Origin of the sequence: Bacillus sp. FSL R5-0712 (genome assembly GCF_038593285.1) — a bacterium.
Lineage (GTDB): Bacteria > Bacillota > Bacilli > Bacillales > Bacillaceae > Bacillus > Bacillus safensis.
In genome coordinates this window covers 2248197-2274379 of sequence record NZ_CP151981.1, presented here as the reverse complement: position 1 = coordinate 2274379, position 26183 = coordinate 2248197, and the positions used below count along the sequence as shown (strand labels likewise).

General features: G+C 40.9%; 33 protein-coding genes, 1 tRNA gene and 1 riboswitch. Of the genes, 25 read left to right on the top strand and 9 right to left on the bottom strand.

What is annotated here, in order from left to right; genetic code table 11:
* Nucleotides 1-68 precede the first annotated feature (68 nt).
* From NSU11_RS11500 to NSU11_RS11475, 6 genes are all read left to right on the top strand, one after another.
* A complete protein-coding gene (locus tag NSU11_RS11500) occupies nucleotides 69-272 on the top strand; it encodes a YqgQ family protein (RefSeq protein ID WP_008342322.1) in 204 nt (67 codons plus the stop codon).
* 13 nt (nucleotides 273-285) lie between these two features.
* On the top strand, nucleotides 286-1239 hold the full coding sequence (locus NSU11_RS11495; protein ID WP_024422986.1) for an ROK family glucokinase: 954 nt from the start codon (nucleotides 286-288) through the stop codon (nucleotides 1237-1239).
* A 213-nt stretch (nucleotides 1240-1452) separates the two neighbouring features.
* Nucleotides 1453-3372 carry an LTA synthase family protein gene (locus tag NSU11_RS11490; RefSeq protein WP_024427981.1) on the top strand — a complete coding sequence of 640 codons (1920 nt, stop codon included), beginning with the start codon at nucleotides 1453-1455 and terminating at the stop codon, nucleotides 3370-3372.
* 85 nt (nucleotides 3373-3457) lie between these two features.
* Complete coding sequence (locus NSU11_RS11485) at nucleotides 3458-4582, top strand: M14 family metallocarboxypeptidase (protein WP_024422984.1); 1125 nt, start codon at nucleotides 3458-3460, stop codon at nucleotides 4580-4582.
* A 154-nt stretch (nucleotides 4583-4736) separates the two neighbouring features.
* Complete coding sequence (locus NSU11_RS11480; protein ID WP_024422983.1) at nucleotides 4737-5990, top strand: MFS transporter; 1254 nt, start codon at nucleotides 4737-4739, stop codon at nucleotides 5988-5990.
* Between the two features lie 76 nt (nucleotides 5991-6066).
* The gene (locus NSU11_RS11475) at nucleotides 6067-6381 is read left to right on the top strand and encodes an MTH1187 family thiamine-binding protein (protein ID WP_024422982.1); all 315 of its coding nucleotides are present in this window, start codon (nucleotides 6067-6069) and stop codon (nucleotides 6379-6381) included.
* Nucleotides 6382-6405: 24 nt separating this feature from the next.
* On the opposite strand, the gene NSU11_RS11470 is transcribed toward NSU11_RS11475, so the two are convergent.
* Nucleotides 6406-6579 carry a DUF2759 domain-containing protein gene (locus tag NSU11_RS11470; RefSeq protein ID WP_003217333.1) on the bottom strand — a complete coding sequence of 58 codons (174 nt, stop codon included), beginning with the start codon at nucleotides 6577-6579 and terminating at the stop codon, nucleotides 6406-6408.
* A gap of 157 nt (nucleotides 6580-6736) precedes the next feature.
* Here NSU11_RS11470 and NSU11_RS11465 point away from each other — a divergent pair, with 157 nt between their 5' ends.
* Nucleotides 6737-7375, top strand: coding sequence for an MBL fold metallo-hydrolase (locus tag NSU11_RS11465; protein ID WP_342493583.1), 639 nt, complete (start codon nucleotides 6737-6739; stop codon nucleotides 7373-7375).
* Between the two features lie 47 nt (nucleotides 7376-7422).
* Here NSU11_RS11465 and NSU11_RS11460 read toward each other — a convergent pair whose 3' ends face one another.
* Complete coding sequence (locus NSU11_RS11460; protein WP_003217440.1) at nucleotides 7423-7665, bottom strand: DUF2626 domain-containing protein; 243 nt, start codon at nucleotides 7663-7665, stop codon at nucleotides 7423-7425.
* A 212-nt stretch (nucleotides 7666-7877) separates the two neighbouring features.
* Between NSU11_RS11460 and NSU11_RS11455 the strand changes: the two genes are divergently transcribed.
* The gene (locus tag NSU11_RS11455) at nucleotides 7878-8258 is read left to right on the top strand and encodes a Spx/MgsR family RNA polymerase-binding regulatory protein (RefSeq protein ID WP_007501232.1); all 381 of its coding nucleotides are present in this window, start codon (nucleotides 7878-7880) and stop codon (nucleotides 8256-8258) included.
* Between the two features lie 55 nt (nucleotides 8259-8313).
* Here the strand turns inward: NSU11_RS11455 and NSU11_RS11450 are convergent.
* Nucleotides 8314-8384 (bottom strand) — tRNA-Gln (locus NSU11_RS11450).
* A 97-nt stretch (nucleotides 8385-8481) separates the two neighbouring features.
* Here NSU11_RS11450 and NSU11_RS11445 point away from each other — a divergent pair.
* From NSU11_RS11445 to NSU11_RS11405, 9 genes are all read left to right on the top strand, one after another.
* Complete coding sequence (locus tag NSU11_RS11445; protein WP_024422979.1) at nucleotides 8482-9357, top strand: STAS domain-containing protein; 876 nt, start codon at nucleotides 8482-8484, stop codon at nucleotides 9355-9357.
* A 177-nt stretch (nucleotides 9358-9534) separates the two neighbouring features.
* On the top strand, nucleotides 9535-10605 hold the full coding sequence (comGA, locus tag NSU11_RS11440; RefSeq protein ID WP_025092972.1) for a competence type IV pilus ATPase ComGA: 1071 nt from the start codon (nucleotides 9535-9537) through the stop codon (nucleotides 10603-10605).
* Entirely contained in the window at nucleotides 10586-11626 is a 1041-nt protein-coding gene (gene comGB, locus NSU11_RS11435; protein WP_024422978.1) for a competence type IV pilus assembly protein ComGB, read from the top strand. The genes comGA and comGB overlap by 20 nt, the downstream gene beginning before the upstream one ends.
* A 16-nt stretch (nucleotides 11627-11642) precedes the next feature.
* Nucleotides 11643-11936: a competence type IV pilus major pilin ComGC gene (comGC, locus tag NSU11_RS11430; protein ID WP_024422977.1), complete on the top strand. Its 294-nt coding sequence runs from the start codon at nucleotides 11643-11645 to the stop codon at nucleotides 11934-11936.
* A complete protein-coding gene (comGD, locus tag NSU11_RS11425) occupies nucleotides 11929-12375 on the top strand; it encodes a competence type IV pilus minor pilin ComGD (protein WP_024422976.1) in 447 nt (148 codons plus the stop codon). Before comGC ends, comGD begins: the two co-directional genes overlap by 8 nt.
* Nucleotides 12359-12673: a competence type IV pilus minor pilin ComGE gene (comGE, locus tag NSU11_RS11420; protein WP_283859498.1), complete on the top strand. Its 315-nt coding sequence runs from the start codon at nucleotides 12359-12361 to the stop codon at nucleotides 12671-12673. Before comGD ends, comGE begins: the two co-directional genes overlap by 17 nt.
* A complete protein-coding gene (gene comGF / locus NSU11_RS11415; protein WP_342493582.1) occupies nucleotides 12585-13112 on the top strand; it encodes a competence type IV pilus minor pilin ComGF in 528 nt (175 codons plus the stop codon). The genes comGE and comGF overlap by 89 nt, the downstream gene beginning before the upstream one ends.
* On the top strand, nucleotides 13109-13492 hold the full coding sequence (comGG, locus tag NSU11_RS11410; RefSeq protein WP_151862661.1) for a competence type IV pilus minor pilin ComGG: 384 nt from the start codon (nucleotides 13109-13111) through the stop codon (nucleotides 13490-13492). Before comGF ends, comGG begins: the two co-directional genes overlap by 4 nt.
* A gap of 66 nt (nucleotides 13493-13558) precedes the next feature.
* Nucleotides 13559-13753, top strand: a complete 195-nt coding sequence (locus NSU11_RS11405; protein WP_024422974.1) for a YqzE family protein — start codon at nucleotides 13559-13561, stop codon at nucleotides 13751-13753.
* Nucleotides 13754-13787: 34 nt separating this feature from the next.
* On the opposite strand, the gene NSU11_RS11400 is transcribed toward NSU11_RS11405, so the two are convergent.
* Nucleotides 13788-14066 carry a DUF3889 domain-containing protein gene (locus NSU11_RS11400; protein ID WP_171464609.1) on the bottom strand — a complete coding sequence of 93 codons (279 nt, stop codon included), beginning with the start codon at nucleotides 14064-14066 and terminating at the stop codon, nucleotides 13788-13790.
* A gap of 299 nt (nucleotides 14067-14365) precedes the next feature.
* Here NSU11_RS11400 and tapA point away from each other — a divergent pair, with 299 nt between their 5' ends.
* Genes tapA through NSU11_RS11385 form a run of 3 tightly spaced genes read left to right on the top strand, consistent with a single transcriptional unit; the run spans nucleotide 14366 to nucleotide 16373 of the window.
* Nucleotides 14366-14893, top strand: a complete 528-nt coding sequence (tapA, locus tag NSU11_RS11395) for an amyloid fiber anchoring/assembly protein TapA (RefSeq protein WP_024422972.1) — start codon at nucleotides 14366-14368, stop codon at nucleotides 14891-14893.
* A gap of 52 nt (nucleotides 14894-14945) precedes the next feature.
* Nucleotides 14946-15518: a signal peptidase I gene (locus NSU11_RS11390; protein ID WP_024422971.1), complete on the top strand. Its 573-nt coding sequence runs from the start codon at nucleotides 14946-14948 to the stop codon at nucleotides 15516-15518.
* A 54-nt stretch (nucleotides 15519-15572) separates the two neighbouring features.
* Complete coding sequence (locus NSU11_RS11385) at nucleotides 15573-16373, top strand: TasA family protein (protein WP_024422970.1); 801 nt, start codon at nucleotides 15573-15575, stop codon at nucleotides 16371-16373.
* 67 nt (nucleotides 16374-16440) lie between these two features.
* Here the strand turns inward: NSU11_RS11385 and sinR are convergent, their stop codons facing one another.
* From sinR to NSU11_RS11365, 4 genes are all read right to left on the bottom strand, one after another.
* Nucleotides 16441-16776: a transcriptional regulator SinR gene (gene sinR, locus NSU11_RS11380; RefSeq protein ID WP_024422969.1), complete on the bottom strand. Its 336-nt coding sequence runs from the start codon at nucleotides 16774-16776 to the stop codon at nucleotides 16441-16443.
* Between the two features lie 33 nt (nucleotides 16777-16809).
* Nucleotides 16810-16974, bottom strand: coding sequence for an anti-repressor SinI family protein (locus NSU11_RS11375; RefSeq protein WP_073206269.1), 165 nt, complete (start codon nucleotides 16972-16974; stop codon nucleotides 16810-16812).
* A gap of 181 nt (nucleotides 16975-17155) precedes the next feature.
* Complete coding sequence (locus NSU11_RS11370) at nucleotides 17156-17953, bottom strand: YqhG family protein (protein WP_024422968.1); 798 nt, start codon at nucleotides 17951-17953, stop codon at nucleotides 17156-17158.
* 14 nt (nucleotides 17954-17967) lie between these two features.
* A complete protein-coding gene (locus NSU11_RS11365; RefSeq protein WP_024427994.1) occupies nucleotides 17968-19638 on the bottom strand; it encodes an SNF2-related protein in 1671 nt (556 codons plus the stop codon).
* A 253-nt stretch (nucleotides 19639-19891) separates the two neighbouring features.
* Nucleotides 19892-19998, top strand: a riboswitch (glycine riboswitch).
* Nucleotides 19999-20199: 201 nt separating this feature from the next.
* Here NSU11_RS11365 and gcvT point away from each other — a divergent pair.
* From gcvT to gcvPB, 3 genes are read left to right on the top strand one after another with little or no spacing between them, the layout of a single operon-like run.
* Complete coding sequence (gene gcvT / locus NSU11_RS11360) at nucleotides 20200-21297, top strand: glycine cleavage system aminomethyltransferase GcvT (protein WP_024427995.1); 1098 nt, start codon at nucleotides 20200-20202, stop codon at nucleotides 21295-21297.
* 16 nt (nucleotides 21298-21313) lie between these two features.
* Nucleotides 21314-22660, top strand: coding sequence for an aminomethyl-transferring glycine dehydrogenase subunit GcvPA (gcvPA, locus tag NSU11_RS11355; RefSeq protein WP_342493581.1), 1347 nt, complete (start codon nucleotides 21314-21316; stop codon nucleotides 22658-22660).
* Nucleotides 22653-24113 carry an aminomethyl-transferring glycine dehydrogenase subunit GcvPB gene (gene gcvPB / locus NSU11_RS11350; protein ID WP_342493580.1) on the top strand — a complete coding sequence of 487 codons (1461 nt, stop codon included), beginning with the start codon at nucleotides 22653-22655 and terminating at the stop codon, nucleotides 24111-24113. Before gcvPA ends, gcvPB begins: the two co-directional genes overlap by 8 nt.
* A 44-nt stretch (nucleotides 24114-24157) precedes the next feature.
* Here the strand turns inward: gcvPB and NSU11_RS11345 are convergent, their stop codons facing one another.
* The gene (locus tag NSU11_RS11345) at nucleotides 24158-24538 is read right to left on the bottom strand and encodes a rhodanese-like domain-containing protein (protein ID WP_087978357.1); all 381 of its coding nucleotides are present in this window, start codon (nucleotides 24536-24538) and stop codon (nucleotides 24158-24160) included.
* Between the two features lie 219 nt (nucleotides 24539-24757).
* On the opposite strand from NSU11_RS11345, the gene NSU11_RS11340 reads away from it, so the two are divergent.
* Together NSU11_RS11340 and mntR are read left to right on the top strand one after the other, a co-directional pair.
* The gene (locus tag NSU11_RS11340; protein WP_024422962.1) at nucleotides 24758-25594 is read left to right on the top strand and encodes a biotin/lipoate A/B protein ligase family protein; all 837 of its coding nucleotides are present in this window, start codon (nucleotides 24758-24760) and stop codon (nucleotides 25592-25594) included.
* A gap of 85 nt (nucleotides 25595-25679) precedes the next feature.
* Nucleotides 25680-26114, top strand: a complete 435-nt coding sequence (mntR, locus tag NSU11_RS11335; RefSeq protein WP_024422961.1) for a transcriptional regulator MntR — start codon at nucleotides 25680-25682, stop codon at nucleotides 26112-26114.
* Nucleotides 26115-26183 lie beyond the last annotated feature (69 nt).

Sequence of the window (26183 nt, the reverse complement as noted above, 5' to 3'; positions counted from 1 at the left end):
GACTTGACTGAAAGCGCATTTATGAATACGCTTATCCTATCTGTTGATGAAAAGAAATGGTGGAAACAATGAAAACGTTATATGATGTACAGCAGCTGCTCATGAGATTTGGAAATTATGTGTATTTCGGAGATCGTGAAGTAGAATTAGAATTTATGGCAGACGAATTGAAGGAAATGTATACATCGGGCATCATTGACCGGACCGAATGGTCAAACGCAATGACGATTCTTCAAATGGAGCTAGCCAAATTAAATCGAAAAACAATGTGAAGGTGGAGGGCATATGACAGGGGATTGGTTTGTAGGTATTGATCTTGGCGGTACGACAATTAAGCTTGCGTTCATTAATCTATATGGTGAAATTCAGCATAAGTGGGAGATTCCTACGGATAAATCCGGGCAGACGATCACAGTCGATATTGCCAAATCAATTGACCATAAACTGGTTGAGATCAGTATGCCGAAATCAGCACTTATTGGGATCGGAATGGGTGCACCTGGACCTGTAGATAAAGTATCTGGCATTGTCTATAAAACAACGAATCTGGGCTGGACAAACTACCCCTTGAAAGATCACCTAGAGGCAGAGACGGGACTTCCATCTGTCATTGAAAATGATGCGAATATTGCTGCACTCGGTGAAATGTGGAAGGGTGCAGGCGATGGCGCAAAAAATATCCTGATGGTCACACTTGGAACAGGGGTTGGCGGCGGCATCATCGTCAACGGTGAAGTTGTTCAAGGGGAGACAGGTGCTGGCGGAGAAATTGGCCATATTTGTGCCGTTCCATTTCAAGGAGCACCGTGTAACTGCGGAAGAACAGGCTGTATTGAAACGATTGCATCTGCAACTGGCATCGTCCGGATTGCAAAGGATAAATTAGAAACCGAGCAGCATACATCTTCACTTGGCAAGCTCGCTTCGCTATCGGCAAAGAATGTATTTGAAGCGGCAGAAAATGGAGATGATCTTGCAATGCGTGTCGTAGAAGAAGTGACGACACATCTTGGACTTGTCCTAGCGAATCTTGCTAGTGCTTTAAACCCAACAAAAATTGTAATTGGCGGCGGTGTTTCAAAAGCAGGTGAGCTTCTTCGCAGTAAAGTAGAGCGCATTGTGAAACAACATGCTTTCCCGCCTTGCGCTGACGATGTTGAAGTGGTAATTGCATCACTCGGAAACGATGCGGGTGTTATCGGCGGTGCATGGATGGCAAAAAACAAATGGCTGTCTTGAACAAAAAAGTCATAATGATGTCATTTTTATTAAAAAAAGCGATAGATAGGCATGAAATTGGATGTTTAGCATATTCATAAGTTTGTCATGAGGAAAAAGACATTGATTTTCCATCATATACAGGATAAGATATACTTTAGTTATTTTTCTAGAAGCACCAATAATTAGGGTATATCTAGAGCCTGGGTGCGCGCTTAGCATAAGGAGGTTACAATGCGAAAGAATAGATTAAAGGCGATTTCATTTTTACTGATTGCGACATTGCTGATGTGGGTCAAAACCTATGTTATCTATAAATCTAGCTTCAATATTAAAATTGAAAATTTCATGCAGGAGTTTATCCTGTTTATAAATCCGCTTAGCTTTCTCTTGTTTATCTTCGGTATCGGTTTATTTTTCAAAGAAAAAAATCGCAATCGATATATCATCGTGACAAGCTTTATCCTAACATTCGTTTTGTTAGCCAACATAGTGTTTTATCGATTCTATAGTGATTTTCTAACCATCCCCGTCCTATTTCAAACAAACAATATGGGTGACCTCGGTTCCAGTATTACCTCTTTAATTGAACCAGTCGATTTACTGATGTTTGTTGATATCATCATTTTAATTTGGCTCTATAAAAAACAGCCTTCCTTTAGAACAGATGTCACCGTTTCACGAAAAGAACGAGCAGCATATTACTTATTTGTGGCAGCTACATTTTTCTTTAACCTTGGTTTAGCTGAAACAGAAAGACCAGAACTGCTTACTCGCTCATTTGACCGTGAGATGCTGGTGAAAAATATCAGCTTATATAACTTCCATATTTATGATGGGGTATTGCAATCGAAGCAGTCCGCCCAACGAGCCCTTGCTGACAGCAATAGCTTAACTGAAATTGAAAACTATGTAAGCGCAAATCAAACGGACCGTAATGAAAAGACATTTGGTCAAGCAAAAGGACGAAATGTCATTCTTGTATCACTTGAATCTACACAGAGTTTCGTGATCAATGAAAAATTAAACGGGAAAGAAATTACTCCGTTTTTAAACAAATTGATCAAGAAGAGCTATAACTTTACTAATTTTTATCACCAAACAGGTCAAGGGAAAACATCTGATTCAGAGTTTATTGTAGATAATTCTCTTTATCCACTTGGAAGAGGGGCTGTGTTCTTCACAAATCCAAGTAATGAGTTTACAGCTACACCTGAGCTGTTAAAGGATGAGGGCTACCACTCTTCTGTTATTCATGCGAATAACAAAAGCTTCTGGAACCGTGACCTTATCTACGATAGCTTTGGCTACGATAAGTTCTTTGATATTAAATCATTTGATGTGAATGAAGAAAACTCAGTTGGCTGGGGACTGAAAGATGGTCCGTTCTTTGAGCAGTCCGCTGAATTAATGAAATCGATCCCGCAGCCTTTCTATACGAGATTGATTACATTAACGAACCATTTCCCTTTTGATTTAGATGAAGAAGATAAGCTCATTGATGAATATGATTCAAAGAGCAAAACACTGAACAAGTACTTCCCTACAGTGCGTTATCAAGATGAAGCCCTTAAGCTTTTCTTTAAGAAGATGAAGGAAGCTGGGTTATACGATAACTCCATTTTTGTTTTGTATGGGGATCACTACGGAATTTCTGAAAACCATAACGAAGCCATGGGACAATTCTTAAATAAAGAGATTACGCCATTTGAAGAAGTGCAGCTTCAAAAAGTCCCGTTTGTTGTACACATTCCAGGGGTAACGGATCAACATCCAAAAGAAATTGATACGGTAGGCGGTCAGGTCGATATCCGTCCAACTGTACTCAATCTTCTAGGGATTGATACAAGTAAACAAATTCAATTTGGTCATGACCTTTTATCAAAAGATACGAATGACTTTACAGTACTCCGTGATGGAAGCTTTATTACGAAGGACAGCATTTTTACAGATGGTGTTTGCTACAATAAAGAGACAGGCGAGCCAGCAGATGATAAAAATGTGTGTCAGTCTTATGAAGAGAAAGCGAAGCAGGAGCTTCAATTCTCTGATCAAATCATCTACGGAGATCTCCTTAGATTTTATGATCGAAACAGCCCGGACCATTCACCATCCAAAAAAGAAGGTGAAACGGAGCTGAAAAAGGCGTCCTAATAGATGAAAAAACCTCTGCTATTTTAGAAGCAGAGGTTTTCTTTTTTTGTCTGACGGCTCATATAGTATGAGAGGAGGGATGTAAATGAAGACAACGTCGTTTGGAAAAATTGAATGGCAGCTGGATGAAGCAGGGAGGGATGCTATGGCAAAGCAGCTTGGTATTGGTAAAGCTGCTTTTCATTTATCTAATCAATCAAGCACTGATAACCTTCTTTTACCGGGATATAGACTTCCAGAAGGAGTCCATGTATTTGATTCGATAGGTGATGTGCAGAGATTTATTGCACCTTACAGACTGCAGCAATCCGATGATTGGATTAATGGAACATTTGAATATGATAGCGCTCGATTAGAAGAAGAGCTGAGCCGCTTGAAAGCCGTATTTCCTTTTCTTCATATCAGCGTCATTGGCCATTCAGTGCTTGATACACCTATTTATGAGATCCGAACAGAGCCTGTTCAGCATTTACATTCTATTCATCTCAATGCCTCATTTCATGCAAATGAATGGATCACAACGTCTGTTTTATTAAAATGGTTGAAATCGCTTTGTTTAGCAGCGTCAGATCCGGTACAGGCAAGACATTATGAAGCGGTTCATATCCTGCAGACCACCGCTTTATCCATCGTGCCAATGGTCAATCCAGATGGAGTGGATTTGGTTCGTAATGGACCGGAGTCACTAGGTCTTCATCGTGAAGAATTCACACTGCTAAACGAGGGATATTCCGATTACCGGGAATGGAAAGCAAATATTCGAGGGGTGGATTTAAACAATCAATTCCCTGCTTATTGGGAGATCGAGTACTATCGTCATCAGTCGAAGGCACCGTCCTACCGGGATTATCCTGGGCGCGAGCCATTAACAGAACCAGAAGCGAAAGCGATGGCCAATCTTGCGTTGCGAAAACGATTTGACCGGCTGATCGCCCTTCATACACAAGGAGAAGAGATCTATTGGGGGTTTCTTGGCCATGAGCCAGCCATCTCAAAAGAAACGGTCAAACGATTCGAACGAGTGAGCGGCTACAAACCGGTCCAATATCTCGACAGCTATGCAGGCTATCGCGATTGGTTTATTTATCAATTTCATAGTGAGGGCTATACAGTCGAGCTTGGTCTAGGGAAAAATCCTCTTTCCATGGATCAATTTGATTCGATCTATGAAAAAACAAAGCGGCTTTTGTGGGAAGCGTGTAAATGTTAAAAGCACCTGTCTGGTGCTTTTTCATATTTTGAGAAAATCAATTGCTTATGGTCAATAAAAACAATGTTGAAGCAATTGACGAAGGCCTCCTAGTAAGCTATTGTGAAAGATATGGATGTAAAAAAAAGGATATGATTTAGGGAGATGTCGACTATTGAGTGCTCAAAGCCTGTGGAAAAGAAATTTTACTTATTTATTTGTTTCTAAAATGTGCAAAATTACGGCTGATAGTTTATCTTTCAACAGCATCTTGTGGCTTTTAGTACTAGGAGGGAAAGGGGCCATAGGGACAGCTTTTTTTATTGCAGTCAGCTTTGTTCCTCAAGCGATTGTTGGACCATTTATTACGCCTATGATGAAGCCGCATCAATTGAAATTTTGGATGTGTTTTGCTGATTTAACACGAGGAGCGATTATCCTTGTGATCGTGGTTAGTTACTTTTATGGTTTCACACCATTAGTCCTCATCATTGGCTGTATGCTGCTGCATTCGGCGACAGGAGGCTCCTATGAACCGGCATCTGTATCGATTATCCCAAAGCTTGTTCATGAGGACCTCATACAAAAAGCGAATGCAACGATCCAATCAGCAAGTCATGTAGTAAGACTTGTGACGGTCACGATTTGTGGTGTCATGATTGCGTTTGTAGGCGTAGGTTATACAATGCTTGTGATCATTCCTCTTTACCTTTTGTCCGCTTTATTGGTGTTCATGATTTCATATCAAACAGAAGTCATCATCGATAAAGCCAAAAAAGGGTTATCTTACGGCAAAAGATTAATTCGAGGTTTTTCACTTGTGAGAAGCCATCATATTTTGTTTCCATTAGCGATTTTTTGTGTCTGCTCAAACTTTGCTGCGGCACCATGGGAAGCATTGTCTGTTATTTATTTAACGGAAGACCTACATAGTGGACCGGTCGTCTATTCATTCATCAAAGTCACAACCGCACTAGGGGCATTTTTGATGGGGTTTGTTTTGACAAAGATAAAAGTGAATCGGTATGGATTGCTGTTTATAGGTGCTGGGATTGTTGATGGAATTGCCTTCTTTATCACAGGTATGAACGCATTGTTACCACTTGTGTTTATATCAGCTTTTGCTTTAGGAGCAGCCATTAGTGCAGTTAACGTACCCGAACATACGATGATTCAATTGTCAGTTAAGGCAGAGGATCAGCCGCAAGTGTATGCGATCATTAACATGATTTCCTACTTGATGATTCCGTTAGGCGCCCTCATTGGCGGTTATATGGCAACCCTGTTTGGATCTGGGTATGTCATTGCGGCTGGCGGCATCATTGAAGCTGTTTCAGGTATATGTCTGCTTCTGTTTACAAAGATCGGGAAGGTAGAGAGAGCAGATTTGACGATAAAACGAGACAAACCTGCCGTAAACGCAACGTAAGCATGGCATGATTGAATGAGGATAGGTTACAATGAGGACGAGAAAACATGAGAATTTAATGGAAAGGGGAAAAACGATGGCTATAGCAGACGTCACCATCATTCCGATAGGCACTGAAACACCAAGTGTCAGTGCTTATGTAGCAGATGTACAAATAATTTTAGAAGGCTTTCAACAAGAAGGGAAAATCAAATATCAATTAACACCGATGAATACGTTAATTGAAGGCGAATTATCCGTTTTATTTGAGGTCATTCAGCGCATTCATGAAGCCCCTTTTGAAAAGGGATTGCACCGAGTAGCGACCAATATTCGCATCGATGACAGACGGGATCAAACCACAACACTTACAAGCAAATTAGAAAGCGTGAATAAGCATTTAAATCAATAAAAAAAGCCTGCTAAATGCAGGCTTTTAATGTGCAGTTGGATAACCGCTATAGATGATGGTCATGACAGTGAACCATCCAAAAACCAAAAATGTAGCGCCTGCAAAAGCGATGGCAAGTACGTTCACTTTTTTTAGTGAGCGATAGATACCGAGCGCAGCTAAAATCGTGACTAGACCAAAAATAATGACGAGCATCATGTGAAAGTCCCCCTTTGTCATCAATCCCCTTGATTTCCTTTCTTTTCATTTTAACCGTTTTCATAAAGCTTGTCGAGTAGATTCCAGTTGACGATTGTTTGAATTTTTATTGAATAGCCTTCATAATAAAAAAGAATGAATAAAGTAGGTGATGAAAATGAATTGGAGAAGAATGCCACTAGGCTATGTACAAGCGAACGCATATATTTGGAAAAATGAGCAGGGAGAATGCTTAATTTTTGATCCAGGCGGTGAAGCGCAAAAGCTGATTTCCTATGTAAAAGAAAAACAGCTTACACCACTTGCTGTCTTATTGACACATGCTCACTTTGATCATATTGGCGCGGCAGATGAGGTGCGCGAAGAGTGGGGAGTGCCGCTGTATGTACACGAAAATGAAAAAGAATGGCTCACGAACGCTGAATTAAACGGTTCAGCTCGATTGATTGGGAATGGAATTACGGTCAAAGAAGCTGAAAAATTGATTACGTCAGAAGGAACGCTTCAAATTGGATCGTTTACATTAGAAATGTTCCATACACCAGGGCATTCACCAGGCAGTGTGTCTTACTATTCGGCAGAAGAGGGCTTTGTTATTTCTGGTGACACGCTATTTGAAGGCGGCATCGGGAGAACAGATTTAGTAGGCGGCAGTCAGGAAGTGCTGCTACAATCAATCTATCAAAAATTATTGTCATTGCCAGAATCAACTCTTGTTTTAAGCGGACATGGCGGGGAAACGACTGTGCTGACGGAGCAGGAGCAAAATCCGTTTATTAATGGTTTTTCTCTTTAATTGCAGGCATGAAAAAAGCATCTCTTTAAAAGAGATGCTTTTTTCAATTAATGTCCGGTACCGGGAACCATGATGAAAATCGAATAATATGTAAATCCGGCAAAGAAAATCGTCAAGTACGCTCCGAAAATGTAAATATACATTCTTTCGGATAAATTCAAGTAGGATAAAAATACAAAAAGAACGGTTTGACCGAAGAACAGCAGCGATGCATCTTTCATATGTCCTAAATAGAACATGACAGCAAAAATACCCGTCCAAAAGCCAAGCACGCGGAACATGCGATTCATTTCTTTCCCTCCCCTTAAAAACCCCTTTGATTCATATTATAGCTGATCATCACTTGTTATGTAAACATTTACATTTTTGACATCATGTGAACAATTTATTTTGAATGTAGAAAAAATTTTTTTGAAAAAATGATGAAAAAGTGTTTATGCTGAAAAGCATGAGGGTACTTACTCCATAAGAGAAAAGGTTAACGACCTAAGGAGGAAGACTAATGAGTGACATTACTTTTTATTCATACCCGAGCTGCACGTCTTGCCGCAAAACAAAACATTGGTTAAAGGCGAATCAAATTGATTTTAAAGAGCGTCACCTTTTCAGAGAAACGCCAACACTAGATGAATTAAAAAAGATTCTTTCTTTAACAACAGAAGGAATGGATGAAATTTTAGCCACACGAAGTCAGGCTTTTAAAAGCTTAAATTTAAATATTAATGACTTAAAAGTAAACGAGGTCTTACAGCTTCTCATTGAAAAACCAAAGCTGCTCCGGAGACCAATCATCATTGATGGGAATAAATTAGTGGTCGGCTATAATCCAGGAGAACTCATGAAAATATCAAAGAAGAAAGCGATTCATCAATCGGTTTCCTAATAAAAAACGAAGATCAGCTGAAACAAGCTTCAGCCGTCTTCGTTTTTGTGCTGAACTGGGCTAGCTGGGTTCGAACCAACGATCACGGAGTCAAAGTCCATTGCCTTACCACTTGGCTATAGCCCAATATCAAACGTGTAATGTTATTGTTCACCATCTGCGGTCATTTATACATAAAAGTTGTATGTCACGAGTTTTAGTGAAAAAGGAGCGAAAGAAATAAATGAAAAATGAAAAATCAAAGCAATTATACGAGTTTATCCTAAAAGAAGCCCCTGTCATGACCGAAGAATGGCTAAAAACAAGAACAGAAGAAGGCTCATTATATTCTAAACATGCCTCAGAGGAAACGGAAAAGAAGCTGAAGGAACAGAACACGGCGTTTATTCAAACCATTGCAGCCACGCTTGTGACACTGTCTGACAAAGTAGAAAACCATTTGAAAAAGTGGTCTGTTGATATTGCACGTGATCGAGCAGTGCACGAGGTGCCGTTATATGAAATCATTGGACAGTTTAAGATTTTCCGCCACATTTTCTGTTCGAGAATTGAGACATTCACCCAAGAAACAGAGCTTGAAGTGACGCTGCAAGATGTATGTCAGTGGAATCAGCACTTTCACGCCACATTTGATGACATGATTGAGCGTTTATCAGAAGAATATGACCGCGTGACACTTAGTCAGCTGAATGCACAAAGAGAGATGATTCAAGAACTAAGTGCCCCAGTTATTCCAGTATCAAAAGAAATCGGGATTTTGCCGCTGATTGGAGAGATCGATACGTACCGGGCCAAAATCATTCTGGAATCCGTACTAGAACAGGCTTCAAGACTGCGTCTAACGCATTTATTTATTGATATTTCTGGTGTTCCCGTTGTTGATACGATGGTGGCCTATCAGCTGTTTAAAGTGGTCGATAGTGCGAAGCTGCTAGGAATTGAGACGATTATTTCAGGCATCCGCCCAGAGATCGCTCAAACTGTAGTGAAACTCGGCATTGATTTCTCAAAAGTAAATACTGAACACAGCCTTGCAAAAGCGTTAGAAAAAAGAGGATTTCGTATCTTTGAAGAGCAGCCGCAAGAAGCCACATCATGACCAAAAAACCTGTACTTGTAAAAGTCAGGTTTTTTTATATGCTCTTTTCTAAAAAATGATGTAATGCATCGTGAGTTGAGGGTTTTCATCATTTATTAGTCATGAAAATCATAAATTGCTCTTTTGTCATTCACGTTCCGCCATTCTACAATGTGATCAGAGAAAGGAGTGATCCACTTGTATGGGATTGAATATTTAAGACAAGAGCTGCTAGAAGAAGCATGCCGCATGAGGGCTTCTGATGTGCATATTGTGCCAAAAGAAAAGGAAGCTTCGGTGTCATTTCGTGTTGATTCAGATTTAATCCAGCAGCGAACCATTGATAAAAAAAGCGGAGAGCGGCTTATTGCACATTTTAAGTTTTTATCTTCTATGGATATAGGGGAAAAAAGGAGGCCGCAAAATGGCTCACTAGCTGTGATGCTAAGAAAAGGTCAAGTATTTATTCGGATGTCTACCTTGCCGACAGTGAATGATGAGAGCTTAGTGATTAGAATTTTACCGCAGGATCATGTTCCGAAAATAAAACATCTATCATTATTTCCGAAAGCCTCAGCCAGATTATTATCCTTTTTAAACCACTCGCATGGACTCATTTTATTTACTGGGCCAACCAATTCGGGGAAAACAACAACCCTCTATTCACTGATCCAGTTTGCAAAAAAGAATTTCAACCGAAATATTATTACACTTGAAGATCCTGTCGAAACAAGAAATGAAGAAGTATTACAGGTTCAAGTAAATGAAAAAGCCGGCATCACGTATGCCGCTGGATTACGCGCTATATTAAGACATGATCCAGATGTGATTGTGCTAGGAGAAATAAGAGATGCTGAAACGGCCAGAACGGCGATTAGAGCAGCACTGACAGGCCATTTAGTATTGAGTACGCTCCATGCAAAAAATGCAAAAGGAGCCCTTTACCGCATGCTTGAATTTGGTGTCACGATGAATGAACTTGAGCAAACGATGGTTGCGATTGCTGCCCAGCGATTAATCGAGCTCACCTGTCCTTTTTGCGGAGAAAGATGTCAGCTTTACTGTAAATTAAATCGACCGATCAGACGAACAAATGTATTTGAACTGCTGTTTGGAAAAGAGCTTGGTGAGTGTATCAAGGAGGCTAAAGGAGAATATGCTCACTCGTCATATGAAACACTGCAAAGATTAATTCGTAAAGGAGTGGCACTCGGCTATTTATCAAAAAACACTTACCATCGCTGGGTTTATGAAGAAGCGAGTCTCTAAAGTATGGTCTAAAAAGAACCAAGCTGAATGCCTATCAAAACTAGCTCAATTAATTCAGGCTGGATATACATTGATTGAGGCATTAGTGATGGTGAATATCCAGTTATCAAAACAACAGCGGCAGCAATTAAAACTAGGTATTCAGTGGCTGCACGAAGGCGAGCCTTTTTATGTAGTGCTGGAGAGACTCCATTTTCAGCGGGAAGTCATCGCTATACTATGTTTTTCTGAGAAGCATGGCAGTCTAGCCCGTGCTTTAGAACAAAGCGCCCGTTTTTTAGAGAAAAAAATCAAACAGTTAGACACGTTTAAACGTATGTTACGTTACCCGCTTTTCCTTATCTTCACGGTTTTGGTCGTGCTGGTACTCGTTCAGCAAATGATCATTCCTCAATTTTCTGTTTTGTACTCATCAATGGATACCCGCATGTCTTGGCTGATTCAAGGGATGTTTGGACTTTTTCAATTCCTTCATGCTTTTCTGCTCATCACTAGTTGTCTGTGTATCTGTCTTATTGGATATTATGCTGTTTTTTTTAGGAAAAAGTCGACCCTTGAGAAATTGAGGGTGATGAGTAAGCTGCCTTTTTTATATAAAGGGATGCAGCTGATGCATACGTACCTTTTTTCTCTTCAGCTCAGCGGACTGCTTCAAGCTGGATTATCGATGTACGAAGGTTTGCAAGCTTTTAAACAGCAAAGCTACCTGCCTTTTCTTCAAGAAATAGGTGAACAAATGATGGAAGAGTTAAGAAAAGGAGAAAGCATGGCCCATCAAGTAAGCGTGTCTCCTTTTTTCGAAAAACATTTTGCGGCCATTATCAAGCATGGTGAAGCCAGCGGAATGCTTGCGAGAGAAATGTACACGTACAGCCAATTTCTATTAGAGAATGCAGAGCTAAAAATTGAAAAATGGATTTCTTGGCTGCAGCCAGTTATTTATGGGGTAACAGCACTTCTTATACTCATCGTGTATTTATCTATTCTTTTACCAATGTATCAACTAATGGAGCAAGTGTAAGAAGGAGGACAGAGACATGAATGATAAAGGATTTACCCTGTTAGAAATGTTAATAGTCATGCTCGTAATATCCATTCTTTTACTCATTACCATACCGAATATCACACGTCATCACCAAGCGATTCAGGCAAAGGGCTGTGAAGGGCTTAAATCAATGGTCAGCACACAAGTGATGGCATATGAATTGGAGCATGATGGGAAGACGCCATCTTTAGCTGAATTAGAAAAAGAAGGTTATGTCAAAAAGGGATTAACTTGTCCTAATGGAAAAGCGATTGTCATTCAAAACGGCAACGTGAAGCATGAATAAATTATTTTTACATGAGAAGGGTTTTACCCTGATTGAACAGCTGATGATCTTACTTGTTTTATCGATTGTATTGTCGATCATGGGAGGGAAAATCCCAAAAATAATAGAAAACGCTGAAGCCAAAAGACAAGTAAACATCATGAAACAAGATCTTCAATTGGCATCATATACTGCATTTATCAAAAAAACACGTGTACATGTTGGGATCCATCCGCCGCATGTATCTTATCAGGTAATAGATCAAAAGAGTAACGAAGTCATTGCTTCATATCAACATAAAAAGGGCAGCATCAAAACTTCTACATTCTCGCAAGGTATCTATTTTAATGCAAAGGGACATCCAAGCAGCGGTGGATCTCTCATTGTCGAATTTGGCAGTCAATCGTATAAACTCACGATTTATTTAGGAAGCGGGCGAATCCATGTTCAAAAACAATAGAGGATTTAGTACGTTTGAGACACTGTTTGCCTGTCATCTCTTTCTATTTGCTGCTCTAGTGCTCATTCCAGCCTATGAAAAACTCATGATGGGGAAAAAGGAAGTGAGAGCCAATCTTGAAGCTTATCAGGTTTTACATGAACAGATGAATGAAGCGTTCATAAATGGGACAACATCTTCCATCAAAAAGAAGAGAGGCGAGATCACGTATGTTTTCAATTGGCGTAAACAGAAGGGATGTGTTTCATACAAAGTACAAAAAAAAGAGACCATATGCTTTCAGCATGTGGAGCGATGACAAAGCTTTTACCCTTTTACAAGCTTTGTGGCAGTTGCAGCTCTTTCTATTTCTTTCTTTTGGCTGTGGACTGATCTTTTCAGCAGCGGAGAAAGCTCATCCATTTGAAGACATCAACGGATTTTCCCAAATGGAGTGGAAACAGACTGTTCTGCAATTAGATGAGGAATTAAGTCGTGCCGATGCTGTGAAATCAGTGAAAGATGGAAAAGCGTTAGAGTATATTTCTGATCAAGGGCGAGTGGTAACAATTGAGCCATATCAAGAGATGCTTCGAAAACGAACGGATCAAGCTGGGCATCTTCCTTTATTGCATAAGGTGAAACAATTTCACGTGAGAACGAGTCAGCATAGAGCGATTCTAAAAGTCACAGATGGATCTGGTAAAGTGTATGAAGCCGTTTTTTTCACATATAAAGGAGTGGTTCGTAAATCGTGAAAAGAGAGGAAGGGTTTATCTATCCGCATGTACTTGCGGCGATTTTATTTTTTCTCTTGATCCTAGGGGCGATAACGATGGGGTTTCAAAAAGAACTGAAAAGTGCAGAGCTGACGGTTTCCTTTTATAAAAAACAGCAGCTTTTTAGGGTGGGTGTGAGTGAAGCTGCCAGCACAGTAGAACGTATTTGTGCGAAACAGAAAACCCATATTGATACTAAAGAAGGCCGTGTGACACTGAAGCGGATGAAATGCGATCTTAAGAAAAAACTTGTCCTTGTTTTGGTGAAGGTGAAAACAAAAGATGGTTTATCCGATGAGCGTGAACTGATGCTGGATTGGAAGACCGGTGAAATCATGAGATGGGCAAATCCTGATTAGTTATTAGCCAGTGTATAAAATCATCCTCTTCCTGGAAAGACTTGAAGGAAGAAGAGGTGAATGTGCTTGAAAACAAATGACTATGTAAAATATATGACGCAGGAAATCATTAAATATATGAATACACCACGTGACGAACGGAAGGAACACAAACAAGAAAAAATAGAAACGAAACCGCCGTTTTCACAGCGTTTATTTGGGGTTCTGCCGTTTGGCTTATCCATGATGCTTAAAAAACGCCAGCGCCATCGACGAAAGTAAAAAGCCGCCCAGCAGGCGGTTTTTCTATGCCACTTTAGCTGTATTCCTCCACAACAATCACTTTATTCACCTTATTTGAGTAAGGATTATAGGAAATGGTGACGAATACCCCAAATTCCTTTGTATGGTCTTTTAACGTAATATGATACTGTTTCACAGATTCCTTATCGCGGTGGCGGTCCCATACTTTTTGTTTAAATAATACTTGCGTTAGCGGGTATCTTTTTTTTGCTTCTTTGACTGCCCGCGTTTCCCATTGATCTGCGGCGGCAGTCAAACCTCTCGCATCAACGGGTTTGACCTCTAGAATCATAAAACTCAGCAGTAAACTGAGCATGATTATGATTTTTCCATATTTCACTTAACATCACCTCACCTCTTCATATCCTGACCAAATCCTACATTTTTATGTAAGTTTTAAGAAGTACAAATGTCACACAAAAAAATATTGAATATGGTGAAAAAATGAGAAAATGGGAGAATTTTCTCGTAATGGTTCTTGTTTAAGAACAAAATGGACTAATTTGACGTTTTGGGTTTTATAGGTATTTCCTTATACTGTATATAATCGTTCTTTTTAAAGAACAGTTGTTCAAGGAGTTGAAGGAATGAATGAAACAGTCGCTCTTTGTACTCTTTTGTGCCATTTGTTTGATTTTGACGTCTTCCCTCATGACACCAACGAATGCTTCTTTTAACGATGTTGAGCACAAAAACTTTGTCATGAAAACATGTGAAAATTTTGAACAGACAGATCAGCATTGTCAGCCTAAAAAATGGGATGAAAGTCAATTGGAGCTTATCGATCAAACGATGATCGAAGGAACAGTCTGCGCACCTCAAAAGCTGAGCATGACACTAAAAAATAGTGGACAGCCTATTGCGTACTCTGAATGGAAGTGGGAATTACATAAAATAGGAAATGGTCAGAAGCCATTACAAGATGGTCATATTCTTGAAAAGGGCTCCATAAAGTCCCTGTTGTCGCAAGAAACAGCGACTGTCACGACAGATAAAGCAAAAACAAATGGAAGCTATGCATTTAAAATCTATTATCCTAAAGGGTTTGGCGCATCTGATCAGGCGTACTTTTGGTCTAAACCGATGGTGCTCTCAAAGTGTCAAGAAAAGGCGTCCTAAATGGAGCTGTCTTTTAAAGTGAAAAAATGATAGGCGAAGGGGAGAAGGGGTTATGAAAAAATGGATGAAAATGTCTGGGAGTATTCTTTATGTGATGGTGTTCACGGTGATGATAGCCTCTATTATTGTCGTGTTGTCATCAAGAACAACAGGAGGAGAACCTCAGATTTTCGGTTATCAATTGAAGCAAGTATTATCAGGTTCGATGGAACCAGAATTTTCAGCTGGGTCACTGATTGTTGTAAAACAGGTCGCCTCACCTGAGACGCTCAAAAAAGGAGATATTATTACGTTTCAAACAAAGCAGGATCAGTCCTTTGTGACCCACCGAATTGTTGGGGTGAAGGGAAAGGGTGCAAATAAAGCGTTTGAGACGAAGGGTGACAATAATATGTATCAGGACGGTACGCTGGTAAAAGCGGATCAGGTAACTGCGCAGTATATGGGAGTGAACATTCCTTATGCAGGAAAGCTTCTTTCGTATGCAGGGACATCAGCTGGAACTGCTTTGCTCCTTATTATACCAGGTGTCATGCTGCTCGTTTATTCAACCATTCATTTTGTGGGCGCAGCAAAACATCGTAGACACACGGCTGATGTACATATCTCAGAGGAACAAGCTTAAATCGTTTGTAACCTAATCAGGTTTCAATAAAACAATATATTAGGGGGTTTATTCATGGCAATGAAGAAATCAATTCGTTTAGGTGTATTATCAGGGGCTTTAGGTCTTGCATTAATTGGCGGGGGAACATGGGCGGCGTTTAATGATATTGAAAAGGCAAACGCGGTCTACTCGACAGGAGAGCTGGATTTATCTGCTAAAGAGAACTCCGGCGCCATCAACCTTTCGAACTTAAAACCTGGTGATCGGATCAAGAAAGAATTTCATTTTGATAATAAGGGATCACTAGCGATAAACCAAGTGCTGATGAGTCTTGATTACAGCCAGTTTACAGATGGATCTTCCGCGAAGAATGGCGGTAAAAATACAGCTGAAGAATTTCTCAGCCAGTTTCAGGTGAGTGTTCTTACGGTTGGAGCCGAAGGTGGAAATGGTTATCCGAAAAATATTATTTTAGACCATGCAAACCTGCTTGACTTGCATCAATTAACGTCAAAACAGGATCAGACCGCATTTGAAAAGCTTCGTCATGCCGTCGATGAGAAGTTTTTACATGAAAGTGGGAAAATTAATGTAGCAACTGTTGATGGAACAGTGGCTCCAGAGTATGACGGCATTCCAAAGAATCCGTTTGATTACGATAAAATGGAAATGATCATTGAATTTATCAATGACCAGACGAAGGATAAAGCTGGTCACTATATCCAAAATAAATACCAAGGCGATGCGATTCAAATTGATCTTTCCTTCGAAGCGACTCAGTGGAATGGTTTAACGATCAATCCAAAAAAGCATACGGATGAAAAAGGCTACGTGAAAGAAAACGAAAAAGCACACAGCGAAGATAAAAAATAAAGCCAGTCTTTAGGCTGATATCAAGGTCTGCATAGCAATTGGAGGAGTATGCGCTAAAACGTGCGCTTTACTCCTCTTCTTGCTTTTTTCTCCAGATTTGATAATCTAAAAATTCACGAAATTGCTTTTTCGAAACCCCTGATGTCATTGCATCTCGAACTAGTTTTTCCCATTCACTATCTAATTGACCATCGTATTCGGTTTCATCTTTTTCGTTTAAAAGTGTATGAACCGAGACGTCCAGAACAGCGGAGACTTTTTCAAGAAATTGAATGGAGGGGTTTGTTTGCAAGTTTCTTTCTATTGAGCTTAAATAAGACTTCGCTACCCCAGCCTTTTCGGCCAGTTCTGATAGTGAGTAGCCTTTTTCATTGCGGTATTGTTTAATACGCTGGCCAATCAATGTCATCACCTTCCTTTCGATATTATAGCACATTCAGAAAGGTTTGATAGAATGACTTCTTACCAGAGGGGGAGACTCAGAGGACTTTTCATTTGATTTGAGGAAATGACGGACTTCTTCAACTGTTAGTCCTGCCTTGCGAGCTTCGCGTAATAATTGAACCCATTCACTGTCTAATTTGTTCGTTTTCTTTTCCATACAAATACCCTCCTAAAATACTGAATCATGTATTTCAGGCACTTAACGCATGAAATGGAAAGACATAGGTGGTAAGACCTCATAGTTTGCTTGCGTCATGTTTCCGCCCAATACAAACAGACAAACTTAGCTTTAGACTGATCGAAAATTGTATGTCACATAAAAGGGAGGGGACCATGAGTCAACCTCCTCTTTTTTGCTGTAAGTAAAAAAGTCCGCCATTTTCAATCGTAAGACTGATTTTTGGTTCGTATAAAGTTTTGAGTGCTTGTCTTTCTATTTCATATTCTACAGATGTGTCTGAAGTCCCTTCATAAAATTGGTTTAAAAGTTCGAAGTCTTCCTTCCATTTTTGAACGGCGCGCACTGCCCAGTCGTCCGGCTCCTCATGGGCATAATGCTCCATAAGGCTGTAGAGCCGTTTGATTCCGCTCTCTGGCTTAATCATTGTGCTCATCGTAAAGCAATAATCGGGAATTTGAGACGACAGCTCACGAGCTTCCAGCTTCTCTTGAAATTGTTCAATGACTTCTCCGCGAATGAGATGAAGGCCTAATGATAAAAGCTTATCCTTCTTCCGGTCTGCAAGGTAAGAAATTTTTACATTGAGACCAAGCCATGGCTCAAGGGCGATCTGGTTGTTCGTGAGCGGGCTGACTCGTTCATAAAGCCGGATAAAACGGCCCTGCTCTTTGACCGCTTCAAATATTTGAAATAACCGGGGGGAGCCGAAATGGATAAATTCACCACTGATCGTATCACCCGCTTTTTTTTGATCTGTGATGAAAGTCAATTGCCGCGGTTCAGGTACACCGCCAGTTTTTTCAAGCCAGTGCCAATAAAAAGGACGGTTCATAATCAATTTATCCATTTCAATTGTCAGCTGTACGGTCATATGTCCTGCACTTTCTTCTAATATGCTGCATTGATTCGCCTTGAAAAAACGGAGAAGAAAGGTGTGAATGTCATGCTGCTCCATTGATCAACTCTCCTTTATGAGCCTTGCTGTCTTTTTTCTAAAAGTGGTGTTTGTGCTTCAGTTAAATAAGAAGCAAACTGGGTTAATTTCTTTTTCATGTCTCCGCCTGGTTCATGCTGGAAGAGGATTTGATGCAATTCTGTTTCGACATCTTTAATATCAATTCTTGTTAAAATATCATCTAAATCGCCTATGACGTTTTCAAACAACTGAATTTTTTCATATAAAAGCTTTAAAATATGCTCTTCAACTGTTCCGCTCGTTGCCATATTGTAAATGTGGACATCTCGCTCTTGGCCAAGGCGGTGGATACGTCCAATTCTCTGTTCTAAACGCATCGGGTTCCACGGGAGGTCGTAGTTAATGATTTGGTTACAAAACTGAAGGTTGATCCCTTCGCCGCCAGCTTCTGTCGCAATTAACACTTGCGCCCGTTCTCTGAATAAATCTTTCATCCAATCTTTTTTGCCCCGCTTAAAGCCGCCCCGAAATGGCACAGAGCTGATGCCATTTTGCTGTAGAAACCATTGTAAATAAATTTGTGTGGCGCGGTATTCGGTGAAAATAATGACCTTCTCATTTAACTGCTGAATGAGTTTGACCACTTCAAGCGCCTTTGAGTTTTGCTCCACTTGATTGATTTTCTCCATGATTTGCGTTATTGCAGAAGATCCGAGAATATGCTTTTCTTCTTCCTGCATTTTCTTAATCGTCATATAAACTGCTTCACGGCTTGAACAGCATTCTCGTTCCAAGGTCATAATGGAAAACATATGCTTTGTATAAGAAGGATTCTCTTTCAGCTTGCAGATTTCATCATACAATGCTTGTTCTGTCGGAGAGAAATCAATGGAAATCGTTTTGACATGCCGCTTTGTCCACTCGATGCCTGTGTCTTGTCTTCGGTTTCGAATCATCACTTTATTGACGAGCTGTTTTAATCGGTCATGGTCTTCAAGCTGCAAGTCCTTTTTGGCAAAGATATCTTTAAATTGATGTTCATTTCCTAGGTGGCCTGGCTTCAGAAGAGAAACAAGATTAAATATTTCTCCGATCCGGTTTTGAATAGGTGTGGCTGTCAGCAGCAGGCAGAACTTCTTATTCAGGTTTCTCACAAATTCATAGTTTTTCGTTTTATTGTTTTTCAGTTTGTGTGCTTCATCGATAATGACCATATCGTAGGCAATCGATAAAATCGTGTCTCGATGCGGCTGTCTTTTGGCTGTGTCAATAGAGGAAACGACTACGTCACACTGTTCCCATACATAGCTCTTTTTTTGTTCAACAGCATCAATATAAAATTTCGTCCGCAGCTCCTGTACCCACTGAGATACAAGAGAGGCGGGGACGAGAATGAGAATCTTTTTGGCAAGTCCACGAATCATGTATTCTTTGATAATGAGTCCTGCTTCTACGGTTTTTCCAAGTCCCACTTCATCTGCTAGAATGGCTTTCCCATTCATTTCTTCTACGACTCTTCTGGCTACTTCAAGCTGGTGCTTTAAAGGTGTGAATGCAGGCAGGTGCGCGGGAGCTTGCAGTCCCTCGAATGAATCAATGGCTGTGACTTTTTGAACCTGCGTCGCTAAACGATACATATCCCAGTTCGCCCAGGGGCCGTCTGCTGAAAGCCGCTGCTGAAATTCATTTGCCCATTCCTGATCAAAAATCGTTTGAATATTCAATGTGGTCGCCTGCCTTTCTTTCTAGTAGGATCTGATAAAATTGTTCTGTTTTTAAACGCTTCATTTTTTTGGAGGTCTCTAAAAGACTAGATATATGAATAAAAGCGAACGATATCGAAGGATTATTTTAAAAATGTTAATGATTTTTCTGTTGCTCTTCATCCATTTCTAATGGTAGGATGTTGATAAGTGATCTAGAAAATAAGTCACCCATTTTGATAGTATGTCCAATAAATGTGAAAAATATGAGCGGATGATGGTATGGGGAGAGACTTGGCGGTTATTTTGCACTGGCAGGCGCCGAAGGAGCAAGCTGAATGATTCAGTGAATCTCTCAGGCAAAAGTACTCTTACCGGACGCAACTCTGGAGAGTGTTTGCTTAAGGGTTTTAGCAAACCACCAAAGGGGAAAACGCACAATGATATTGTGCTGTAAACTTTCAGGTGCAAGGACAGAGACTTCTTTTTGATAAAAGGGAGCGCTCTGTCCTTTTTTGCTGTGATTTTTTTCTGAAAATTCAGCTTGCATTTGCACTGTGAGAAAAAAGGGGGAAACGATTGATGTTGAAACGAACACCGCTTTTTCATGCGTATGAAACGTTTGGCGCAAAAACCATTGACTTCGGGGGCTGGGAATTACCTGTCCAATTTTCTTCCATTAAAGAAGAACATGAAGCTGTTCGAACAAAAGCAGGGCTTTTTGATGTGTCTCACATGGGTGAGGTGGACGTCAAAGGTCAAGATGCCCTTCCATTTTTACAAAGGTTATTAACCAATGATGTGTCTAAGCTGACAGACGGTAAGGCACTATATACAGCCATGTGTTATGAAGATGGCGGAACGGTAGATGACCTGCTCGTCTACCAAAAAGAAAAGAATCACTATTTGCTTGTCATCAATGCATCAAATATCGATAAAGACGTGGATTGGCTTTTGAAGCACCAAGAGAAGGATGATGTATTGATCAAAAATATGTCTGATCAAACCGCCTTGCTAGCGCTTCAAGGACCTCTTGCAGCTGACATCATCAAAGAGGTGGCGGGTGAAGAGGTGACATCGCTTAAACCATTTACGTTTTTATCAAAAGCTGAGGTCGCAAATAAAGAAGTGCTCGTTTCCAGAACAGGCTACACAGGGGAAGATGGCTTTGAAATCTACTGCCAGTCAGAAGATGCGGTCCACCTTTGGTCAGCTTTATTAGAAGCGGGGCAGCCAAAAGGACTCATTCCATGCGGACTCGGTGCACGTGACACCTTGAGATTTGAAGCAAGACTTCCGCTTTATGGCCAGGAGCTGACAAAGGATATCTCTCCATTAGAAGGCGGCATTGGTTTTGCTGTCAAAACGGATAAAGAAGCTGATTTTATCGGAAAAGCTGCACTTAAAAAACAAAAAGAAGAGGGACTGAAGCGAAAGCTTGTCGGCATTGAAATGATTGATAAAGGGATTCCGCGTACAGATTATCCAGTCTTTTCAGGAGAAAAGCAGGTTGGGATTGTCACAACGGGCACTCAATCCCCAACATTAAAGAAAAATGTCGGGCTTGCTTTGATAGAAACCTCAGAGGCGGAGCTTGGATCAGAGGTGGAAGTACAAGTTCGCAAAAAACGTCTAAAAGCCAAAATCGTCGCAACACCATTTTATAAAAGAGCCAAATAACGAGGGGGAATAGAGGATGAAGCACAGGTATTTGCCGCAAACAGAGCAAGATCAAAAAGAAATGCTGGATGTCATCGGCGTTCAGTCGATTGATGAGCTTTTTTCAGATATCCCAGAGAAAGTTCGATTCAAAGGAGCATACAACATCAAAGAAGCCGCATCTGAAACAGCGCTTGTCAGGGAATTATCCCGACTAGCTGCAAAGAATAAGGATACAGTTTCCTATGCATCGTTTCTTGGTGCAGGTGTATATGATCATTACCAGCCTGTCATTGTCGATCATGTGATCTCACGCTCTGAATTTTATACAGCGTATACACCTTATCAGCCGGAGATTTCGCAAGGTGAATTGCAAGCGATCTTTGAATTTCAAACAATGATTGCTGAGCTGACTGGTATGGATCTTGCCAACTCCTCGATGTATGATGGCGGGACGGCACTGGCTGAAGCGGCAATGCTCGCTGCGGGACACACAAAGAAGAAAAAAGTGGTTGTTTCTGAAACGGTTCACCCTGAATCAAGAGCGGTGCTGAAAACATACGCCAAAGGACAAAACATTGAAGTTGTTGAAGTGCCTGCGAAAAAAGGGCAGACAGATCTAGCTGCATTGGAAAAAGCGGTCTGCGATGATACAGCAGCAGTTCTCGTGCAATATCCAAACTTTTTTGGTGTAGTCGAGCCGTTAAAAGACATTGAACCCATTGCACATAAAGGAAAAAGCCTATTCATTGTCTCTAGCAATCCCCTCGCACTCGGACTATTGACGCCGCCTGGAAAACTCGGGGCAGATATTGTCGTTGGTGATGCGCAGCCGTTCGGTATCCCGGCGGCATTTGGCGGACCTCATTGCGGGTATTTTGCTGTGACGAAAAAGTTGATGAGAAAAGTGCCAGGTCGATTAGTCGGGCAGACAGAAGATGAAAATGGTGTTCGTGGATTTGTCTTGACCCTTCAAGCACGTGAGCAGCACATCCGAAGAGATAAAGCGACGTCAAATATTTGCTCAAACCAAGCATTAAATGCGTTAGCTGCTTCTGTTGCCATGACGGCACTAGGAAAAACAGGCATAAAAGACATCGCCTATCAAAACGTGCAAAAAGCCCATTATGCCAAGACGCAGGCAGAAAAATATGGACTGCAGGCGGATATAGAAGGGGCTCATTTTAATGAATTTGTGATCAAGTTACAGGAGCCTGTGAAAGAAGCCAATAAACGATTGCTTGAAAAAGGAATCATCGGCGGCTACGACTTAGGGCTAGACTACCCAGAGCTTCAGCAGCACATGCTTGTTGCCGTGACAGAGCTAAGAACAAAAGAAGAAATTGATACGTTTATCAAGGAATTGGGGGATCGCCATGAATAAACAAGATCAGCCGCTTATTTTTGAATTATCTAAAGAAGGAAGAATAGGGTACAGTCTGCCTGATTTAGATGTACCTGAACAGGAGATCCCGTCTTTATTTGATAAGACGTATATCCGTGATGAGGATGCTGAGCTTCCTGAAGTATCTGAGCTTGATATTATGCGCCATTATACAGCATTATCAAGACGCAATCATGGGGTCGATTCCGGATTTTATCCACTTGGCTCTTGTACGATGAAATATAATCCAAAGATTAATGAAAAGGTTGCACGCCTTGCAGGCTTCTCACAGGTCCACCCACTGCAAGAGGCAGACACTGTGCAAGGTGCATTAGAATTACTATACGATCTAGGCGATCATCTTGAAGAAATTACGGGGATGGACGCTGTGACATTACAGCCTGCGGCAGGAGCACATGGCGAATGGACGGGACTCATGATGATCCGTGCGTATCATGAAGCAAGAGGGGATCATCAGCGTACAAAAGTGATTGTGCCTGATTCTGCTCATGGAACGAACCCGGCATCTGCGACAGTGGCTGGATTTGAAACCATTACCGTCGCATCTGATGAAAACGGGCTTGTTGATTTAGAAGATTTACGCCGCGTTGTTAATGAAGAAACAGCTGCTTTAATGCTTACAAACCCGAATACACTAGGCCTCTTTGAAGAAAATATTTTAGAAATGGCAGAAATCGTTCACGAAGCTGGCGGTAAGCTTTATTATGATGGGGCTAACTTGAACGCTGTTTTAAGCAGAGCTAGACCGGGGGATATGGGATTTGATGTTGTCCATTTAAATCTTCATAAAACCTTTACAGGCCCGCACGGAGGCGGAGGTCCTGGCTCAGGTCCTGTTGGCGTCAAAAAGGATTTGATTCCGTATTTGCCAAAGCCGGTGCTTGTGAAGAAGGAAGGCCGTTTTTACTTTGATTATGACCGTCCTGAATCAATTGGGCGCGTGAAGCCATTCTATGGCAACTTTGGCATTAACGTCAGAGCTTATGCGTACATCCGCTCTATGGGTCCAGGCGGCTTAAAGGCTGTAACTGATAATGCAGTGTTAAATGCAAACTACATGATGCGCCGTTTAAGTGCTCATTACGATTTGCCGTTTGATCGTCACTGTAAGCATGAATTTGTTCTTTCAGGTAAACGTCAGAAAAAATTAGGTGTGCGGACACTGGATATTGCCAAACGATTACTTGATTTCGGCTATCATCCGCCAACGATATACTTCCCGCTTAATGTAGAGGAATGTATCATGATTGAACCGACTGAAACAGAATCAAAAGAAACACTTGATGCATTCATTGAAGCAATGATTCAAATTGCGAAAGAAGCAGAAGAGAATCCTGAAGTGGTGCAGGAAGCGCCGCATACAACGGTTGTTAAACGTATGGACGAAACAAAGGCGGCACGGAATCCGGTTCTCGTTTTTGAAAGAAAATAAAGAAAAAAGACTCAGGGGGAATCATGCTCCCAGAGTCTTTTTAGTTAGTTCTTCGTTTTAATGCGGCCGCCCCATTTTTTAAAGCCGCCTTTTAAATTATAAATCTCACGGCAGCCGTTTTTACGTAAAGTTTGGGCTGCTTTTCCGCTTCTAAAATTATTTTGACAATAGAGATAAACAGGCTTGTCAGGACGTATTTCATTTTTGCGCTGCTTTAGTTGGGAAAGGGGGATATTTCTTGCCCCTAAAATATGTCCGCCTTCAAACTCATTTGGCTCTCTCACATCAATGAGCTGGGCTTTGCGGTAACCTTTAATAAATTCTTCTTCCGTCAGCGTTTTCATAATGCGCTGCTGATAAATGTAGCTGCCGATGGAATAAAGAACGAAAAGTCCACAAAGTGCGAGGACGATATAGTTGAATATTGACAATACAACTCGACTCCTTCTTGAGCATCAGCACAGTAGCCTGTCTGATGGTACGTTTTAGACAAATACTATTATAGTAAAGCATAAGAAACTTGTCATCATAAATGGTAAGAATTATTTTCAATTCCGTCCCTATTTGATAGACTGATGAAGAGAGAAAACCGGTGGTCACCACCATCATCTAACATTGACTACGTAAAAGAGAAGGGATTTTATATGCAAAAAGAGAAATGGTGTTTCATTGATTCAGGAAACCAAGACCCTGCCTTTAACATGGCAATGGACGAAGCCTTGCTTTATTGGCATAGCGAGAAGCTCATTCCGCCTGTTATCCGCTTTTATGGATGGAATCCGGCGACATTATCTGTTGGGTATTTTCAGAACGTTGAAAAAGAAATCAACCTAGAAGCCGTCAAGCGATATGGTCTTGGATTTGTCCGCAGACCAACCGGAGGACGGGGAGTACTTCATGACCAGGAGCTGACCTACAGCGTGATTGTGTCAGAGGAACATCCAGAAATGCCAGCGACGGTGACAGAGGCGTACCGCGTTATTTCAGAAGGCATTTTAGAGGGCTTTAAAGAGCTGGGACTCGATGCGTATTTTGCCATTCCTCGAACAGATAAAGAAAAGGAAAGCTTAAAGAACCCAAGATCATCTGTATGCTTTGATGCCCCTTCTTGGTACGAGCTTGTTGTAGAAGGCAGAAAGGTAGCGGGCAGTGCTCAGACGAGACAAAAAGGTGTCATTCTCCAGCATGGATCTATTTTAATTGACCTTGATGAGGACAAATTGTTCGATTTGTTCCTTTATCCAAACGACCGGGTGAGAGAGCGGATGCAGCGAAGCTTTAAAAACAAAGCGGTTGCCATCAATGAAATCTCAGACCGAACATGTACAATAGACGATGCGCGTGCTGCGTTTAAAAGAGGGTTTGAAAAAGGATTAAATATTGAGCTTGAACCTTATGAGCTGACAGATGAAGAATTAGCGTTTGTCCATCATCTCGCAAAAACGAAATATGCCTCAGATGATTGGAATTACAAGCGTTAAGCCGAAGGACACTCCTTGTTTTTTAATGAACGATGGTGTAGAATTGGGTTGATTATTAAGTAAAGGTGCATTATGGAGGGGTTTTATGACTACACCTAGTATGGAAGATTACATTGAACAAATTTATATGCTGATAGAAGATAAAGGATATGCCAGAGTCTCTGATATTGCAGAAGCACTCGCTGTCCATCCCTCCTCTGTAACAAAAATGGTTCAGAAGCTAGATAAAGATGAATACCTCATTTATGAGAAGTATCGTGGTCTAATTTTAACCCCGAAAGGCAAAAAAATTGGAAAACGTCTCGTATACAGACATGAACTGCTAGAGCAATTTTTAAGAATCATTGGTGTAGATGAAGAGAAAATTTATGATGATGTAGAAGGCATTGAACATCATCTCAGCTGGAACAGTATTGACCGCATCGGCGATCTCGTTCAATTTTTTGAAGAAAACGATGAGCGATCTGTTCAGCTGAAAGCGATTCAAAAGAAAAACGAACAAACAAATCAAGAATCTTAATCAAAAAGGACACCCTCAGCATGGGTGTCCTTTTTGATTAAAGTTCTAATTGAAAGCAAAAGCTCCTAC

Excerpts from the sequence above, each read along its gene's own strand:
- NSU11_RS11500 (WP_008342322.1), top strand. The coding sequence starts at position 69 with ATGAAAACGTTATATGATGTACAGCAGCTGCTCATGAGATTTGGAAAT.
- NSU11_RS11495 (WP_024422986.1), top strand. The coding sequence starts at position 286 with ATGACAGGGGATTGGTTTGTAGGTATTGATCTTGGCGGTACGACAATT.
- NSU11_RS11490 (WP_024427981.1), top strand. The coding sequence starts at position 1,453 with ATGCGAAAGAATAGATTAAAGGCGATTTCATTTTTACTGATTGCGACA.
- NSU11_RS11485 (WP_024422984.1), top strand. The coding sequence starts at position 3,458 with ATGAAGACAACGTCGTTTGGAAAAATTGAATGGCAGCTGGATGAAGCA.
- NSU11_RS11475 (WP_024422982.1), top strand. The coding sequence starts at position 6,067 with ATGGCTATAGCAGACGTCACCATCATTCCGATAGGCACTGAAACACCA.
- NSU11_RS11470 (WP_003217333.1), bottom strand. The coding sequence starts at position 6,579 with ATGATGCTCGTCATTATTTTTGGTCTAGTCACGATTTTAGCTGCGCTC.
- NSU11_RS11465 (WP_342493583.1), top strand. The coding sequence starts at position 6,737 with ATGAATTGGAGAAGAATGCCACTAGGCTATGTACAAGCGAACGCATAT.
- NSU11_RS11460 (WP_003217440.1), bottom strand. The coding sequence starts at position 7,665 with ATGAATCGCATGTTCCGCGTGCTTGGCTTTTGGACGGGTATTTTTGCT.
- NSU11_RS11455 (WP_007501232.1), top strand. The coding sequence starts at position 7,878 with ATGAGTGACATTACTTTTTATTCATACCCGAGCTGCACGTCTTGCCGC.
- NSU11_RS11445 (WP_024422979.1), top strand. The coding sequence starts at position 8,482 with ATGAAAAATGAAAAATCAAAGCAATTATACGAGTTTATCCTAAAAGAA.
- comGB (WP_024422978.1), top strand. The coding sequence starts at position 10,586 with ATGAAGAAGCGAGTCTCTAAAGTATGGTCTAAAAAGAACCAAGCTGAA.
- comGC (WP_024422977.1), top strand. The coding sequence starts at position 11,643 with ATGAATGATAAAGGATTTACCCTGTTAGAAATGTTAATAGTCATGCTC.
- comGD (WP_024422976.1), top strand. The coding sequence starts at position 11,929 with ATGAATAAATTATTTTTACATGAGAAGGGTTTTACCCTGATTGAACAG.
- comGE (WP_283859498.1), top strand. The coding sequence starts at position 12,359 with ATGTTCAAAAACAATAGAGGATTTAGTACGTTTGAGACACTGTTTGCC.
- comGF (WP_342493582.1), top strand. The coding sequence starts at position 12,585 with ATGTTTTCAATTGGCGTAAACAGAAGGGATGTGTTTCATACAAAGTAC.
- NSU11_RS11400 (WP_171464609.1), bottom strand. The coding sequence starts at position 14,066 with ATGATTCTAGAGGTCAAACCCGTTGATGCGAGAGGTTTGACTGCCGCC.
- tapA (WP_024422972.1), top strand. The coding sequence starts at position 14,366 with ATGAAACAGTCGCTCTTTGTACTCTTTTGTGCCATTTGTTTGATTTTG.
- NSU11_RS11390 (WP_024422971.1), top strand. The coding sequence starts at position 14,946 with ATGAAAAAATGGATGAAAATGTCTGGGAGTATTCTTTATGTGATGGTG.
- NSU11_RS11385 (WP_024422970.1), top strand. The coding sequence starts at position 15,573 with ATGGCAATGAAGAAATCAATTCGTTTAGGTGTATTATCAGGGGCTTTA.
- NSU11_RS11375 (WP_073206269.1), bottom strand. The coding sequence starts at position 16,974 with ATGGAAAAGAAAACGAACAAATTAGACAGTGAATGGGTTCAATTATTA.
- NSU11_RS11370 (WP_024422968.1), bottom strand. The coding sequence starts at position 17,953 with ATGGAGCAGCATGACATTCACACCTTTCTTCTCCGTTTTTTCAAGGCG.
- gcvT (WP_024427995.1), top strand. The coding sequence starts at position 20,200 with ATGTTGAAACGAACACCGCTTTTTCATGCGTATGAAACGTTTGGCGCA.
- gcvPA (WP_342493581.1), top strand. The coding sequence starts at position 21,314 with ATGAAGCACAGGTATTTGCCGCAAACAGAGCAAGATCAAAAAGAAATG.
- gcvPB (WP_342493580.1), top strand. The coding sequence starts at position 22,653 with ATGAATAAACAAGATCAGCCGCTTATTTTTGAATTATCTAAAGAAGGA.
- NSU11_RS11340 (WP_024422962.1), top strand. The coding sequence starts at position 24,758 with ATGCAAAAAGAGAAATGGTGTTTCATTGATTCAGGAAACCAAGACCCT.
- mntR (WP_024422961.1), top strand. The coding sequence starts at position 25,680 with ATGACTACACCTAGTATGGAAGATTACATTGAACAAATTTATATGCTG.